General features: G+C 63.4%; 16 protein-coding genes. 7 read left to right on the top strand and 9 right to left on the bottom strand.

All coding sequences use genetic code 11. The features are described from left to right. Window positions 1-13 precede the first annotated feature (13 nt). Window positions 14-760 carry a 2,3-diphosphoglycerate-dependent phosphoglycerate mutase gene (gene gpmA / locus JOD78_RS26785; RefSeq protein WP_006464885.1) on the bottom strand — a complete coding sequence of 249 codons (747 nt, stop codon included), beginning with the start codon at window positions 758-760 and terminating at the stop codon, window positions 14-16. Between the two features lie 160 nt (window positions 761-920). Between gpmA and JOD78_RS26780 the strand changes: the two genes are divergently transcribed. From JOD78_RS26780 to JOD78_RS26760, 5 genes are all read left to right on the top strand, one after another. Beyond that, a complete protein-coding gene (locus tag JOD78_RS26780) occupies window positions 921-1,334 on the top strand; it encodes a rhodanese-like domain-containing protein (RefSeq protein ID WP_088757369.1) in 414 nt (137 codons plus the stop codon). Further along, entirely contained in the window at window positions 1,331-1,591 is a 261-nt protein-coding gene (gene grxC, locus JOD78_RS26775) for a glutaredoxin 3 (RefSeq protein ID WP_034340510.1), read from the top strand. The genes JOD78_RS26780 and grxC overlap by 4 nt, the downstream gene beginning before the upstream one ends. A 52-nt stretch (window positions 1,592-1,643) precedes the next feature. Continuing rightward, window positions 1,644-2,138 carry a protein-export chaperone SecB gene (gene secB, locus JOD78_RS26770; RefSeq protein WP_013232209.1) on the top strand — a complete coding sequence of 165 codons (495 nt, stop codon included), beginning with the start codon at window positions 1,644-1,646 and terminating at the stop codon, window positions 2,136-2,138. A 118-nt stretch (window positions 2,139-2,256) separates the two neighbouring features. Continuing rightward, window positions 2,257-2,706 (top strand): SH3 domain-containing protein, encoded by a 450-nt coding sequence (locus tag JOD78_RS26765; protein ID WP_039789605.1) that lies wholly within the window; start codon window positions 2,257-2,259, stop codon window positions 2,704-2,706. Between the two features lie 17 nt (window positions 2,707-2,723). Continuing rightward, window positions 2,724-3,728, top strand: a complete 1,005-nt coding sequence (locus JOD78_RS26760; RefSeq protein ID WP_209569969.1) for an NAD(P)H-dependent glycerol-3-phosphate dehydrogenase — start codon at window positions 2,724-2,726, stop codon at window positions 3,726-3,728. A gap of 163 nt (window positions 3,729-3,891) precedes the next feature. Here the strand turns inward: JOD78_RS26760 and JOD78_RS26755 are convergent, their stop codons facing one another. The 6 genes from JOD78_RS26755 to JOD78_RS26730 all read right to left on the bottom strand — a co-directional run bounded on the left by JOD78_RS26755 (window position 3,892) and on the right by JOD78_RS26730 (window position 10,302). Continuing rightward, window positions 3,892-4,146, bottom strand: a complete 255-nt coding sequence (locus JOD78_RS26755) for a hypothetical protein (RefSeq protein ID WP_034340521.1) — start codon at window positions 4,144-4,146, stop codon at window positions 3,892-3,894. Window positions 4,147-4,584: 438 nt separating this feature from the next. After that, window positions 4,585-5,175, bottom strand: a complete 591-nt coding sequence (locus JOD78_RS26750; RefSeq protein WP_121037753.1) for a GNAT family N-acetyltransferase — start codon at window positions 5,173-5,175, stop codon at window positions 4,585-4,587. A gap of 67 nt (window positions 5,176-5,242) precedes the next feature. After that, window positions 5,243-5,890, bottom strand: a complete 648-nt coding sequence (locus tag JOD78_RS26745; protein WP_121037750.1) for an HAD-IA family hydrolase — start codon at window positions 5,888-5,890, stop codon at window positions 5,243-5,245. Window positions 5,891-5,948: 58 nt separating this feature from the next. Then, the gene (gene ccsB, locus JOD78_RS26740; protein ID WP_121037747.1) at window positions 5,949-7,103 is read right to left on the bottom strand and encodes a c-type cytochrome biogenesis protein CcsB; all 1,155 of its coding nucleotides are present in this window, start codon (window positions 7,101-7,103) and stop codon (window positions 5,949-5,951) included. Window positions 7,104-7,196: 93 nt separating this feature from the next. Continuing rightward, entirely contained in the window at window positions 7,197-9,362 is a 2,166-nt protein-coding gene (locus JOD78_RS26735; protein ID WP_121037744.1) for a cytochrome c biogenesis protein ResB, read from the bottom strand. A gap of 277 nt (window positions 9,363-9,639) precedes the next feature. Next, on the bottom strand, window positions 9,640-10,302 hold the full coding sequence (locus JOD78_RS26730; RefSeq protein ID WP_121037741.1) for a c-type cytochrome: 663 nt from the start codon (window positions 10,300-10,302) through the stop codon (window positions 9,640-9,642). Window positions 10,303-10,506: 204 nt separating this feature from the next. Here JOD78_RS26730 and yihA point away from each other — a divergent pair, with 204 nt between their 5' ends. Beyond that, entirely contained in the window at window positions 10,507-11,256 is a 750-nt protein-coding gene (gene yihA / locus JOD78_RS26725) for a ribosome biogenesis GTP-binding protein YihA/YsxC (RefSeq protein WP_134134517.1), read from the top strand. Window positions 11,257-11,547: 291 nt separating this feature from the next. Then, window positions 11,548-12,567 (top strand): porphobilinogen synthase, encoded by a 1,020-nt coding sequence (gene hemB, locus JOD78_RS26720; protein WP_039789615.1) that lies wholly within the window; start codon window positions 11,548-11,550, stop codon window positions 12,565-12,567. 168 nt (window positions 12,568-12,735) lie between these two features. On the opposite strand, the gene JOD78_RS26715 is transcribed toward hemB, so the two are convergent. Both JOD78_RS26715 and JOD78_RS26710 read right to left on the bottom strand, forming a co-directional pair. Continuing rightward, on the bottom strand, window positions 12,736-13,947 hold the full coding sequence (locus JOD78_RS26715) for an ABC transporter substrate-binding protein (protein ID WP_121037735.1): 1,212 nt from the start codon (window positions 13,945-13,947) through the stop codon (window positions 12,736-12,738). Between the two features lie 118 nt (window positions 13,948-14,065). Continuing rightward, entirely contained in the window at window positions 14,066-15,655 is a 1,590-nt protein-coding gene (locus JOD78_RS26710) for an aldehyde dehydrogenase (NADP(+)) (protein ID WP_121037732.1), read from the bottom strand. Window positions 15,656-15,698 lie beyond the last annotated feature (43 nt).

The following is a 15,698-nucleotide window of genomic DNA, read 5'->3' as shown; positions in this document are numbered from 1 at the left end:
GAGCAACGCAGTTTTATTTCGACTTCCCTTGATTGGCCACGGCCTTGAGCGCTGCTTCGATGGCGGACTGGTCGCCCAGGTAGTAGCTCTTGATCGGCTTGAGGTCGGCGTCCAGTTCATAGACCAGCGGCTGGCCGTTGGGGATGTTCAGGCCGACGATGTCGTTGTCGCTGATGCCGTCCAGGTACTTGATCAGGGCGCGCAGGCTGTTGCCGTGGGCCGAAATGATGATCTGCTTGCCAGCGCGAATGGCCGGGGCGATGGAGTCATTCCAAGCCGGCAGCACACGCGCCACGGTGTCCTTCAGGCATTCGGTCAGCGGCACCTGCTCGCGCGAGAGGCCGGCGTAGCGGGCGTCGCCGAAGGCATCGCGCTCTTCGCCCGGGGTCAGCGGGTTGGGCGGGGTATCGTAGCTGCGGCGCCAGACCAGCACCTGCTCGTCGCCGTACTGGGCGGCGGTTTCGGCCTTGTTCAGACCTTGCAGGGCGCCGTAGTGGCGTTCGTTGAGGCGCCAGTCGTTCTTGATCGGGATGTACATCTGGTCCATTTCGTCCAGCGTCGTCCAGAGGGTGCGGATGGCGCGCTTCAACACCGAGGTGTAGGCCAGGTCGAAGGAGAAACCGGCTTCCTTGAGCAGCTTGCCAGCCTGGCGGGCTTCAGCCACGCCCTTTTCGGTCAGGTCGACGTCGACCCAGCCGGTGAAGCGGTTGGCCAGGTTCCAGGTCGATTCGCCGTGGCGCATGAATACGATTTTGTACATAGCAGGACTTGTATTGATGATGGATAAACCGCTGCGGCTGCCCCAAAGATCGACTACGCGAGACCGGGTGCACGCCTTAAACTAGACTGTTCGGTCCGGATGCAAACCGCGAATGCTTCTATTTTATAATGCCGGGATTCAGTAAACTCATTGGACTGCCGTGAAATTCATCATCGACAATATTTTCCTGATCGCCCTGGCCTTGGTCTCGGGCGGTGCGCTGCTGGTTCCCTACCTGCAGCAGCGCGGCAACAAGCTGAGCCTCTTGCAGGCCACGCAGATGCTCAACCAGGGCAAGGTGCTGGTGCTGGATGTGCGTGATGCCGAGCAATTCGCCGCCGGCCACCTGCGCGACGCCCGCAACATTCCCTTGAAAGAGTTGCCGCAGCGCATCGGCGAGCTCGACAAGCTCAAGGGCCGCCCGGTCATCGTGGTGTGCCAGACCGGCACCCAGGCCAACCGTGCCGAAGCGTCGCTGAAGAAGGCCGGCTTCACCGAAGTCTACGGCTTGAACGGCGGCATCGCCGCCTGGCAAGGCCAGGGCCTGCCGCTGACCACCAAGGAGGCAAAATGAGCGCTCCCGTGACCATGTACTGCACCGCCGTGTGCCCGTATTGCATGATGGCCGAGCGTTTGCTGGCCAGCAAGGGAATCACGCAGATCGAGAAGATCCGCGTGGATCTCGAACCTCAGCAGCGTGAGCTGATGATGCAAAAGACCGGCCGCCGTACCGTGCCCCAGATCTATGTCGGCGACACCCATGTCGGTGGCTTCGATGACCTGAGCGCACTGGACCGTGCCGGCAAGCTGGACCCGCTGCTGCAAGCCTGACGCCAGGGCAGCACACTCCCCCCTATCGATTCACCGAACCTGAAAGAGATCCATGTCGGAACAGAACCAAGAAGCCCAACAGCAACCCGTTTTCCAGATCCAGCGCGTCTACCTGAAGGATCTGTCGCTGGAACAGCCGAATTCCCCGGCCATCTTCCTGGAACAGGAAGCCCCTTCGATCGAAGTGTCGGTGGACGTCGGTGCCGAAGCGCTGGCTGAAGGCGTGTTCGAATCGACCGTGACCATCACCGTGACCGCCAAGGTCAAGGACAAAGTCGCTTTCCTCGTCGAGGGCAAGCAAGCCGGCATCTTCGAGATCCGCAACGTGCCGGCCGAACAGCTGGACCCGCTGCTGGGCATCGGCTGCCCCAACATCATCTACCCGTACCTGCGCGCCAACATCGCCGACGCCATCACCCGCGCCGGTTTCCCGCCGGTGCACCTGGCCGAGATCAACTTCGAGGTGTTCTACCAGCAGCGCCTGCAGGCACTGGCCGAGCAACAAGGCGCGACCCTGGTCAACAACGGCTCCACCGCCGTCAACTGATCGGGTTTCACCCCCTGTCCGCCTGCCGGGCCGGCCGCATCCTCTGCGGCAGCCCGGCACGACAACGAGCCGCCGCAGCCTGTGCTGCGGCGCTTTCCCTTCTGCGGAGACCTTCACGATGAAACGCCTGCCCCTGATTCTTTGCGCAACCCTGCTCGGCGCCTTCATGGCCAAGGATGCCCTGGCCCTGGACTTCAAGTCGGTCGGCGCCTCGCCCGCCATCATGTATGACGCCCCGTCCGAAAAGGGCCGCCGTGTCTATGTCGCGCCGCGCGGCATGCCGGTCGAGGTGGTGCTGACCTATGGCGACTGGAGCAAGGTCAGGGATGCCGCCGGCACGCTGTCCTGGATCTCCTCCAAGGCCTTGACGCCCAAGCGCATGCTGGTGGTGTCGGTGGCCAATGCGCGCATCTTCAATGCTGCCGATGAAGGCAGCCCGGTGGTCTTCACGGCCGACAAGTCGGTCCTGCTGGAGATGCTGGAAAGCCCCAACAACGGCTGGGTCAAGGTCCGCCACCGCGACGGCCAGAGCGGCTTCGTGAAGGCCGGCGATGTGTGGGGCGATTGAGCGAAGAGCGGCCTGAGATGAAAATCACCATTCTGGGCGCTGGCGCATGGGGTACCGCGCTGGCCATTCCCCTGGCGCGCAAGCATCAGGTCGTGCTGTGGGGGCGCAATGCCCAGGCCATGAAGGCCGCCAGCGAGCAACGCGAAAACGGCCTCTACCTCCCCGGATTCGCGCTGCCGCCCGAACTGGCGGTGAGTTCGGACTTCGATGCCGCCGTGCGCTACGTCTGCGACGACCCATCCGATTCGCTGCTCATTGCCGCCTCATCGGTGTCCGGCCTGCGTGAGCTGGCGGGGCATTTGCGCGCCTATGCCATTCCCAACCTGGTGTGGCTGTGCAAGGGTCTGGAAGAGGGCACGCGCCTGCTGCCGCACCAGGTGGTGCAGGAAGTGCTCGGTTCAGGCGTGGCTGCCGGAGTGCTCTCCGGCCCCTCCTTTGCCCAGGAAGTGGCGCGCGGCCTGCCCTGCGCGCTGACCATCGCCGGTGCCGATGCGGCGCTGTGCGAGCGTGTGGTCGCGGCGGTGCATGGCAACAACATCCGCATCTATTCCAGCGATGATCTGGTGGGGGTGGAGATCGGCGGCGCGGTCAAGAATATCCTGGCCATCGCCACCGGCGTGGCCGATGGCCTGCAACTGGGCTTGAACGCCCGTGCAGCATTGATCACCCGCGGCCTGGCTGAAATCACGCGCTTGGGCGTGGCGCTGGGCGGACGTGCAGAAACCTTCATGGGACTCTCAGGGGTGGGCGACCTCATCCTGACCTGCACCGGCGACCTCTCGCGCAACCGGCGCGTCGGTCTGGGACTGGCTCAAAACAAGAAACTGGACGATATCGTCGCCGAACTCGGCCACGTGGCCGAAGGCGTGCGCTGCGCACAGGCCGTGCGGGCGCTGGCGCGCGAAAAAGGCATCGAGATGCCGATCACCGATGCGGTGGCGGCAGCCTTGTTCGACGGCGTGTCGGTGCAGGACATGGTGGCCCGGCTGCTGGCGCGGGATCCGCGCGAAGAATGCCTGTAAGACAGCCTCTCCCGCTCGCACACTGGGACGGGAGATTCACCAAACCTCACCTGAAAGTGAAGCGGAGAAAATGACAGCCGGAGCAGAAATGCCTCCGGCTGTTTTTTATCGCCCGAGAATTCGGAGAGGATTCAGGCGGGTTGTTGCCTGAATCCGCCCTGCTTCAACGCGCGATGATGTCGCTTTCCATCTTGGGACGCTTGAAGCGTTGCGGCGAACCGCCTTCGAGCGCGTCATCCATCTGCTTGGAGATCTTGTCGTAGCGCGCGCTGCAGTCATCGTCCTGAGGGACGGCTTCTGCGCCCTTCAGGCGCTTGGCCAGACGGGTACTGCGCGCTTCCCCGCCCATGACGTATTGCTGGGCGGCGCGGCCGGCGTGGTTATTGTTCGTGGTCTTGTTGCGTTGTATGGCTTGCATCGTATTTCCTCTTACGTCGCTGACGCTCAACGTTCTTCCATCCTGAGTTGTTGTTCGGAAGAACACGCAGCGCCCCGGAAGATGTTGCCTGCTGCCTTGATTCCGGGAGACTGCTCCAGATACACAAGCACTGCGTTTCTTGACAGTGCTTTAGGTATGTAACGCCCGAGCGGCATTTTGGAATACGCGAAAAGTCAGTATTTTGTCAGCCAAATTGAAATTACTGCTCGCCGGCAAATTCATGCGGCTGCGCAAAAAATGACGCAAACCCGCTACCATCAAGGCTGACAGCGCTGTCAGAATGCGCAGGATTGTGCACTTTTGCTGAACAAAAAAAAGAGAAAAAAAAATGTTGCGAAACGTATCTTCCTTCACGAGACGCATCAAAAATACGACGAAAAATTACCAAGAAGAATATTTATCACCCGCTGCGACAACTCATCCGTGCACCGGCACGGGCAGACCGAGATCCGCCGGGACGAGTGAAAAAACCTTCGCATCGCGCGGCTCACCATGAAAGACCAGGCGATTGCGCGCCAGGCATTCCAGCGTGGCACCCGCCTTCTCCGCCACCCTCTGGCTACGCAGGTTGCCGGCCTGGGCCACGATTTCCAGGCGGGTGAGCCCGGTCCTGGAGAAGGCGAAAGCCGCCGCCGCCCGCGCGGCAAGGGCGGCGATGCCGCGGCCGGTGTAGCCCTCACGCACCCAGTAGCCCAGGTTGGCCATCTGGTTCAGCTGGCTGACCTGATTGATGGCCACCGAGCCGATCACCAGGCCGTTGCTGCGATCGATGATGTTGAAATCGTAAGCCGCGTGCACATGCCATTGCTCGATGGAGCGCTGCAGGAACAGCTTGGCGTCCAGCAGGCCGTAGTCGGGCGTACACCAGGCTTCCCACTGGCCGATGGCATCGCGCGACTGGCGCACCGCGTCATACAGCGCCGGGGCCTCGCGCAGGCCGAGCGGGCGCACTTCGATGGCGCGGTCGCAGTAGATGATTTGCCGTTCGCGGTCGATGGAGCGGAGCATGGGATCCGTGGATGAAGTTTCTTGCAGATCTTACCGAAATTGGACGGTGCCGGAACTGTCCCTGCGGTCAGCCCAGTTGCGCCCGCAATTGCGTCAGATGGGTGATGACCGCCACTTCCGGGGGCAGCTCCGGATGCACGCCATGCTCCTGCAAGGCGATCACACGCATGCCCGCTGCCAGCCCGGCTTGCACGCCCGGCAGGCTGTCTTCCACCACGGCGCAGCGCCGGGGCGGGACGCCCAGGCGTTCTGCGGCGAACAGGAACAGCGCGGGATCGGGTTTCCAGCGTTGCACGTCGTAGGCGCTGAAGATGCGGCCGGCAAAATGCGGCAGCAGTCCGGTCACGCGCAGGCACAGCTCGATCTTGTGATGCGGGGCGTTGGACGCCAGGGCAAAGGGCAGGTGCAGCTGCTCCACCATCTCGACGGCACCGTTGATGGGTTGCAGGTGCTGCTCCAGCATGCCGCCCATGAGGGCGCGCAGCTCTTGCTCGAAGTGGTCAGGCAGGGTCTGGCCATGCAATTGCTCGATGTGCGAGATGCACCACTTCATGCTCACGCCGCGAAAACGCGCCAACGCCTCGTCGGGGCTGAGGGTGACGCCGTAAGTGGCCACGTACTCGGACCAGGCCCGGGCGGCCACCACTTCGCTGTCGACCAGGGTGCCGTCACAGTCGAAGATGACCAGTTCGGGCGCGGCAGGGGGCTGCTTCATCATTGCTCCTTGTTGTTCGGGGGCGTTGGCCGCCCTCTTCAAGGAGCCGCCAAACCCATCAAAGTTCGCCGTAGGAATGCAGGCCCGAGAGGAACATGTTCACTCCCAGGAAGGCAAACGTCGTCACCAGCAGGCCCACCAGCGCCCACCAGGCGGCGGTGCGGCCACGCAGGCCCTTCATGAGGCGCATGTGCAGCCAGGCGGCATAGTTGAGCCAGACGATCAGGGCCCAGGTTTCCTTGGGATCCCACGACCAGTAACCGCCCCAGGCTTCAGCGGCCCACAGCGCGCCCAGGATGGTGGCGATGGTGAAGAAGGCAAAGCCGACGGCGATGGCCTTGTACATCACGTCATCCAGCACTTCCAGCGTGGGCAGGCGATCGGCCAGGATGCCGCGCTCGCGCAGCAGGTAGGCCACCGCCACCATCGCCGCCAGGGCGAAGGTGCCGTAGCCGATGAAGTTGGCCGGCACGTGGATCTTCATCCACCAGCTCTGCAGCGCCGGCACCAGCGGCTGGATCTCGGCCGCATCCCGCGAGACGGTATACCACATCAGGAAAGCGACCGCCGCCGTGATGACGGTCAGCACAAAAGCACCCAGCTGGCGCGTGGCGTAACGTTCTTCGTAGTACAGGTAGAAAAGGGCCGTAATCAGGCAGAACAGGACGAAAACTTCATATAAATTGGAAATGGGGATGTGGCCCACATCCGGGCCGATCAGGTAGGACTCGTACCAGCGCACCATCATGCCGGTGAAGCCCAGCACCACGGCCGCCCAGCACAGGCGCGAGCCGATCGCGCTGCCGGTGCCGGCGGTGGTGGCCAGGCCGCCCCAGTAGAACAGCGTGGAGAGGCAGAACAGCGCGCTCATCCACAGGATCGCGGACTGGCTGGAGAGCATGTACTTGAGGAAGAATTTCTTGTCCGCCAGTTCCAGCGCGCCGCCATACATGGCGATGGCCCCCAGAGAGAGCACGGCGATCACCAGCATCAGCAGGCGAACCGGCTTCCAGTGCCAGCCCAGCCAGGCGAAAGTCGGTGCGGCCAGCAGCAGCACGCCCTTCTCGTAGTAATCCATATAGCTGCCGAAGCGCCCGAAGGCGTACAGCGATCCGGCCACCAGTGCGGCGGCGTAGATCCAGTCGACGAGACTGAGCCGCCGGAAAAAGCCTTGCTCTTGCTCGTAGGCCTGGTTTGCTTGGGTCAGTTGCATTGCGTTCTCCACTGCTGCTGTCCCGGCACATGCGCAAGCCAAGCCTGCCCCATGTGCCGGGAGATCGCCGCCATTACCGGCGGCATGAAGGGTTCAGGCCGAGGGACCGGGGGCGGGCTGGCCCGCGCCGGTCAGACGGTCTTTCATCTGTTCGAATTCCTTGTCGAAGTCCAGCGTGCGGCGCTGCGTGCTCATGGCCAGCAGGGCCTGGCTGCCCTGGCCATCGGGACCGGGCTTGATCCAGATCCACAGGCGCCGTTCACGAATGTACAGCATCGCGAACACGCCCAGTACCAGGAACAGGCAACCCAGGTAGACCACCTTCTTGCCCGGTGAACGCGTCACCTGCAGCACCGAGGCCTTGATCTCCTGGAAACTCGTGAGCTGCAGGAACACCGGTGCCGGATAGAAGGCCGCATCGGCCAGGGCATTGATGGCCAGTTGCAGGTAGCGGCCATGCTTCTCGTCGCTGGCTACCGGAGCGAGACCCTCTTGGGCGCGCGCGGCTTGCCACAGCTCCCACATGCTGCCGTTGAGGATCTTCATGAAGATGTCGGCGGCCTTTTCCTGTTCGGCCGCGGGCAGTTGCTCCAGGAAGCGCGTCACGGCGATGTAGCCGGAGACCTTGCCGTCGCCGGCAAAAATGGTCAGCCCGCGCAGGGCCGATTGTTCCAGTTGCTCCCGCAACACGGGCGAGGCTTCGCGCCCGCTGCTGATGGCCTGCCGCGCATAGCGGCGTGCGGCTTCCTGGCGCAAAGCCGGATTGGCCAAGGCCGCGCGCAGGCGCATCCACTCGGCGACGCTGTCGTTGTCATCGGCGGGAATGCGCAGGTAACGGAAGGGCTGGTCGGGCTGCTCGCGCATGCCGGCCAGGAAGACATCGGCACCATCGATGGGCAGCGACTGCATGTAGTTGAAGTATTCGCGCGCCTGCCCGGTCTTGTCGCGCAGCTTGTACTGCACGCTCGGGCCGACATTCTTGAAGTCCTTGCTGTTGGCATTCTTGGCACTGGAGCCGAGGTGCTTGTCCAGGCCGTCCATGAAGCCGCGATTGACATTCTTGCCCACGTTGACCGCGCGCGCATCGCCCGAGGTCGAGCCGGAGGCCTGGCCGGAGGCGGCGGCCTGCATGTTCTCGACGTTGAAGGGACGGAAGCCGCTCCACTCGATGGTGTAGTCACCGCTGCTGGAGGACAGCGGCGTGGTGCCGTTGACCTCGCCGGCCAGGTCGAAGTGGCTGTTGCTGCCGCCGCGCATCGGATAGGCGACCAGCTTGAGCTTGCTGCCGCCGTCCTCGAAGCTGGACTGATAGATCGCCACGCCCTTGTAGATCAGCGGTTCGTTGACCTTGATGGTGGCGGCGGTTTCCTTGCCGGTTTCATGGTCGCGCACCACCACTTCGCTGGCGAAGAGCTTGGGCATGCCGGTCGAGTAGAAGTCGATGATGAAACGCTTCAACTGGATGGTGAAGGGCAAGTCCTGGATCATCACGCCATCCTTCTGCGGGATGATGGCGGTGCTGCTGCTGGAGCCTTCAGGAATGAGCGTGTTGCCGCGGAAGGTCGGGTTGTTCAGGCCCAGGCGATAGCGTTCGGGGATCTCGGAAATGATGCCATTGCCGGCAAAGGCCGACTTGCCATAGAACCATTGCTGGAAGCGGATCGGCAGATCCGAATCGAGCAGGCCGCCCAGGCAGATGATAACGATGGCCGCGTGCGCGAAAATGTAGCCCCACTTGTTGGCCGCCCCCTGCTTGGCCGCCAGCAGCGTGCCGCCTTCCTTGTCGGCCAGCCTGGTCTTGTAGCCGCGCGCGCCGACCTGGCGCTGCAGCCGCGCCGCAGCCTCGGCCGGGGCTTCGGCAGTCGTCCATTCATGCTTGTGATGGAAATTGCGCAGCGACTGCTCGCGCACGTTGTCGCGCCAGCTCTTCACATCGCGCAACATCTTCGGCGCATTGCGGGCGATGCACAGCGAGGTCGACAGCACCAAGAAGCCCATGATCAGCAGGAACCACCAGGCCGAATACACCGCATACAAACCGGCCTTGCCGAAGATCTCGAACCAGAACGGACCGAACTGGTTCACGTAGTTGGGCATCGGTTCGTTCTGCTTCATCACCGTGCCGATCACCGAGGCGATGGCAATCAGCGTCAGCAGGCTGATCGCAAAGCGCATCGATGAGACCACTTCGACGGCCTCGCCGAGCCAGCGCTGGCGAGTCCTGATCTGGATTCCTTGGGTACTGCTGCCCGTCGTCATATTCCTGCCTTACCGGACCGGGCCTGCCGGTTCCGCTTACCTGGGGGGATCTCCTTGCCGGTCGGCAAAGCGATGCGAACCCGGATTTTACCGCTCCGGGGGAAAGTCCGTGATACGCGCCTGCGTAGCCCGGGTATGCCGGGGCGATTATCTGGTCCGGCGGGGAGGGATCATGCCGTGTTGGACGATGTTTCACCACGACGTGCGTCAAGCTGCATGAAAAAAGGCGGCACGCCGGCCGCCTCTTTCCTGCCCGCGCCGTGTGGCGGCAGGCTGATTACTTCAGGCCGGCGATGTAGTCGGCCACGGCTTTGATTTCCTTGTCCGAAAGGCGGTCGGCGATGGCGGTCATCTGGGCGCTGTTGGTGCGCGCTCCGCCACGGAAGTTGGTCAGCTGGGCCACCGTGTAATCCTGGTGCTGGCCGGCCAGGCGCGGATACTGGGCCGGGATGCCGGCCCCATTGGGGCTATGGCAGCCAGCGCAGGCCGGCACGTTCTTGGAGGCGATGCCGCCGCGCCAGATGTGCTTGCCCAGCTCGATGGTGTCCTTGTTCTTGGCGGCACCCGGCTTGGGCGCCTGGGCAGCCAGGTAGGCCGCGACGTTGTGGATGTCTTCATCCGAGAGCGCCTTGGCCAGCGGCGACATCACCGGGTTGTTGCGGTCAGGGGTACGAAAGTTGAGCAGCTGCTTGGCGATGTAGGCCTCATGCTGGCCGGACAGCTTGGGATTCTGGGTGATGGTCGAATTGCCGGCTGCGCCGTGGCAGGACATGCAGGCCACGATGTTGCGGGCATTGTCGCCATTGGTGTAGAGGGCTTCCCCCTTGGCCGGATCGGCCTTGATCGGGGCTTTCTTGTCATCGGCCGCATGGGCCGCCGAGGACACTGCCAGCACGGCAGCAAGAACGGTATACAACAGTGGGGAAAAGGCACGGTTCATTCGTCACCCTAATACTTATTGTGGAATTGAGAGATTTTGCCCGTTCGGCGGCTGGCTGCCCCCTGCCCAAATGCCTGTTGTTTGACCTGTCTCCAATGGCCGCCATATTTTTTGCTTGCTTGGCGTCAACGAGGCGCTGGGTTTCGGGCCATTGTACAATAGCTTCTCCGCGTTTTTCCCTCCTCTTTCGGATTTCCCCCCACCATGTCGCAACTTTGGCAAGCCCGTTTCTTCACCACCGTCAATCACCTGCGGGACCTGCCCAAGACCAGTGTGCCGGAAATCGCCTTCGCCGGCCGTTCCAACGCCGGCAAATCCAGTGCCATCAACGTGCTGTGCAATCAGAAGCGCCTGGCCTTCGCCTCCAAGACACCGGGACGCACCCAGCACATCAACTATTTCTCGCTGGGCGGCGCCCACGTCGGCCAGCACCGCAATGACGAGGCGCGCCCCGACGAGATCCGCGCCATGCTGGTGGACTTGCCCGGCTATGGCTACGCCGAGGTCTCCGGCTCGGCCAAGCATCACTGGCAAGCCCTGCTGGGTGATTACGTGCGCCAGCGCGAGCAACTGGCGGCGCTGGTGATGATCGTCGATTCGCGCCGTCCCTTCACCGACCTGGATATCCAGATGATCGAGTGGTTCGCCCCCACCGGCAAACCCATCCATTGCATCCTGAGCAAGGCCGACAAGCTCAACCGCAACGAATCCACCAATGCCCTGCGCCAGGCCCAGACCTTCCTGCAAAGCTATGTGGATGCGGATGGCCAGCCCTTCCCGTTCACGGCCCAACTGTTCTCGGCGCTGAAGCGCATCGGTCTGGACGAAGCCAACGACAAGATCCTGGAACTGGCCGGCCTGAACAAGCCAGTTGAGACGGCCGAACCGGTGGCCCCGGCTGCGCTGGCCAATGAAGCTGCTGGCAGCGCCGACAGCAACACCCGGCAAGCCTGATCGCCGACAAGGCAAGATCTTTCCAGACGGAGTACAACGCATGAATAAAAAAACCCCGGAGAACAGGGAAATTCTCCGGGGAAGAACGCCTTTCGCTTGCGCGATCAGCCCCGCTCAGGGAGGGAAGGGGAAGCGGGAGGTGAAAAAATCACCTGCCGCCAAGATAATGCAAGTCTCGGAAATTGGAGCAGATCTGTAATCAAAGGAATCAAATCTCCGAAGATAGCGATATTTGCCTCGAAATAATTCCAAGATAGCCTCAAATAACATCTAATTTTTGAAAGCTGACCTATGTCCTTGACCGATTTCAGTTCCAACGCCGGCTACCCTGCCCTGCGCATGCGCCGCATGCGCCGCGACGCCTTTTCTCGCGCCCTGATGGCCGAAAACGTCATCACCAGCGCCGACCTGATCTACCCCGTGTTCGTGCAGGAGGGCCAGAATCTGCGCACGCCCGTGGCCTCGCTGCCGGGCGTGGAGCGCCTCTCGCTGGACACGCTGCTGCCGGTGGCCGAGGAATGCGTGAAGCTGGGCGTGCCGGTGCTGGCGCTGTTCCCGGTGATCGATCCGGCCCTGAAGACGCCCGACGGCATCGAAGCCACCAACCCCGACGGCCTGGTGCCGCGCGTGGTGCGCGCCCTGAAGGACCGCTTCCCCGAACTGGGCGTGCTGTGCGACGTGGCGCTCGACCCCTACACCAGCCACGGCCAGGACGGCGTGCTGGACGAAACCGGCTACATCCTCAACGATGAAACCATCGCGCTGCTGGTCAAGCAGGCGCAAACCCAGGCCGATGCCGGCGTGGACGTGGTGGCCCCCTCGGACATGATGGACGGCCGCATCGCCGCCATCCGCGCCATGCTGGAAGCCCAAGGCCATATTTACACCCGCATCATGGCCTACTCCGCCAAGTACGCCTCGGCCTTCTACGGCCCCTTCCGCGACGCCGTCGGCTCGGCCGCCAACCTGGGCAAGGGCAGCAAGGCCACCTACCAGATGGATCCGGCCAACAGCGACGAAGCCCTGCGCGAAGTGGCGCTGGACCTGCAGGAAGGTGCCGACATGGTCATGGTCAAGCCCGGCATGCCCTACCTGGACATCGTGCGCCGCGTGAAGGATGAATTCCGCGTGCCCACCTTCGCCTACCAGGTCAGCGGCGAATACGCCATGATCAAGGCCGCCGCCCAGAACGGCTGGCTGGACCACGACAAGACCATGATGGAAGCCATGATGGCCTTCAAGCGCGCCGGCGCCGATGGCGTGCTGACCTACTTCGCGCTGGACATCGCACGCAAGCTCAAGCAGGGCTGATCGGCCCATCGGCAGATCAGACAGATCAGGCAGGTGAAAAAAAACGCACCCCGGTCACCCGGGATGCGTTGAACATGGTCCGATCCACATCAGACTTCTTGCTCAAAACCTGGCGGGCGGCGGCTTCACCAGCGCCACCCGGCTTGATGCTTCATGGCGCCGCTGCGTTCACTTCCACAGTGCGCACTTGGATTCCGCCTTGGTCATGTAGGCTTGCTCGCCGGGGATGGTCTGCACCAGCTTGTAGTAATCCCATGGGCGCTTGGATTCGGAAGGTTTCTTCACCTCCATCAGGTACATGTCATGCACCATGCGGCCGTCCGGGCGCACCACACCATTGCTGGTGAAGAAATCCTTGATGCGGTTCTTGCGCAGGTAGTCCATGACCTGGTCGGCATCGGTGCTGCCCACGGCCTTGACCGCCTTCAGGTACTGGCCCACGGCCGACGCGTCACCGGCCTGGAACATGGACGGCATCTTCTTCATTTTCAGGAAGTAGCGATTGGCCCAGGCACGGCTCTCATCGTTCAAGTCCCAGTACCAGCCATCGGTGAGGTACATCCCTTGCGTCATCTGCAGACCCAGCGAATGGGTATCGTTGATGAAGATCAGCAGGCCGGCCAGCTTCATGGTCTTGTTCACGCCGAATTCATTGGCGGCCTTGATGGCATTGATGACATCGCCCCCGGCCACGGCCAGCCCCAGGATCTGCGCCTTGGAGGACTGCGCCTGCAACAGGAAGGACGAGAAATCCGAAGTCGCCAGCGGCACGCGAGTCGCGCCGATGACATTGCCGCCATTGCTCTTGACGACCTCGCTGGTGTCCTTCTCCAGCGAAGTACCGAAGGCATAGTCCGCCGTCAGGAAATACCAGGACTTGCCGCCCTGGCGCGTGATGGCCGCGCCCGTGCCGCGCGCCAGGGCCGTGGTGTCGTAGGCGTACTGGACGGTGTAGGCATTGCACTCCTCATTGGTCTGGCGGGTGGTGCCGGCACCGACCGAGATGAAGACCTTCTTCTTCTCGCCCGCCACCTTGCCCATGGCCAGGCTGGCGGCCGAGTTCACGCCGCCGACCAGCATGTCCACGCCATCGCGGTCGAACCACTCGCGAGCCTTGTTGGCGGCGATGTCGGCCTTGTTCTGGTGGTCGGCAAAGACCAGTTCCACTTTCTTGCCGTTGATGGTGCCGCCGGCATCGGCAATGGCCATGCGGATGGCTTCGACGCCGCCCTGGCCGTCGAAGTCGGCATAGGTGCCGGACATGTCAGTGATGAAGCCGATCTTGATGGTGTCGCCCTTCGCCTGGGCGGATGGCAGGGTGGCTGCGCCCAGCAGGGCACAGGCGGCCGACAGCGCGGCGCGCCGGATGAATGCGGTCATGGGGTCTCCTCCTTTGGGGGTCCTGGAATGTGATTCTTGTTGCGACCCCGCAATCGAGTGCGGGGAAGGTCTTGCGGGACCGGCAGTGCCTCGCCGGTCCGATCCTGCGTGTGGATGATCAGCCGACGGTAGCGCGCGTCTGTTCGCCATCGACCAGGCGCAGCAGGCCCAGCGGGTTGGCGTTCTGCAGCGCGGCCGGCAGCATCGCGTCCGGATAGTTCTGGTAGCACACCGGGCGCAGGAAGCGCTCGATGGCCAGCGTGCCCACCGAAGTGCCGCGGGCATCCGAGGTGGCCGGATAGGGACCGCCGTGGACCATCGCATCGCACACCTCGACGCCGGTCGGGAAGCCATTCAACAGCAAGCGGCCGGCCTTCTGCTCAAGGATCGCGATGAGGTCCTGGTTGCCTTGCAGGTCACCGATTTCGGCTTGCAGGGTGGCAGTCAGCTGGCCATTCATCTTGGCGGCGAAGTCCAGCAGTTGCTCACGGCTTTCCAGCTCGACGATCACGGTGGCGGGGCCGAAGACTTCTTCTTCCAGCGGCGCTTCCTTGGAGAACAGCAGGGCAGCGTCGGCCTTGAACAGGTGCGGCACGGCCTGGGTATAGCTGGTGCCGCCGGTGGCGATGACCTTCACGCCCGGCAGCTGGGTCAGGCGCGCTACGCCGCCGTTGTAATGGGTCAGGCCGCCGCTGTTGAGCATGGTAGCCGGGTTGGTGCCACCGAAGGCGGCCGACAGCTTCTCGATGAAGGCGGTCAGTTCCGGCGAACGCACGCCCAGCAGCAGGCCGGGACTGGTGCACAGCTGGCCCACGCCGACCGTGACGGAACCGGCCAGGTCCTTGGCGATGGCGTCACCGCGCAGCTTCAGGGCTTCGGACATCAGGATGATGGGATTGATGCTGGACATCTCGGCAAACACCGGGATCGGCTGCGGACGGGCGGCGGCCATGTCGCACAGGGCGCGGCCACCGCGCAGCGAGCCGGTGAAGCCGACGGCCTGGATGCCGGCGCTCTTGACCAGTTGGGCACCGACGCGGTCGCCGTAGATCATGTTGAAGGTACCGGCCGGCATGCCGGTCTTCTTGACGGCGCGCTCGATGGCGTTGGCCACCAGTTCGGAAGTGACCAGGTGGCCGCTGTGGGCCTTGAACACTACCGGGCAGCCGGCAGCCAGGGCGGCAGCGGTATCGCCACCGGCCACCGAGAAGGCCAGCGGGAAGTTGCTGGCACCGAACACGGCCACCGGACCCACGCCGATCTTGTACTGGCGGATGTCCGGGCGCGGCAGCGGCTGGCGTTGCGGCAGGGCGGTATCGATGCGGGCACCGTAGAAGTCGCCGCGGCGCAGGACCTTGGCGAACAGGCGCATCTGGCCGCTGGTGCGGGCGCGCTCGCCGGCCAGGCGCGGGGTGGCCGGCAGGGCGGTTTCACGGGCCACGGCGGCCAGGAAATCGTCGCCCAGGGCATCGATCTCGTCGGCGATGGCTTCCAGGAACAGCGCGCGCTGTTCAGCCGGAACGGCGCGGTACAGCGGATAGGCCTTCTCGGCCGCATCCACGGCGGCGGCGACTTCGTGCTCGGTGGCAGTCAGGAAAGGGGTTTCGAAGAGGGCACCGGTGGCCGCGTCCACGCTGTGCAGGGCGACGTCGCCCTGGCCGCTGCGCTGGCCGCCGATGTAGTTGTGTCCTAGGATCTTGTCGCTCACGTTGTGCTCCTGCTGGTGTCGTTGATGCCGCCCGGGGCCGGGT

The sequence above is a fragment of the Herbaspirillum sp. 1130 genome (assembly GCF_017833835.1).
Classification (GTDB): Bacteria; Pseudomonadota; Gammaproteobacteria; order Burkholderiales; family Burkholderiaceae_D; genus Herbaspirillum; species Herbaspirillum huttiense.
This window is presented reverse-complemented; position numbering and strand designations above follow the sequence as displayed.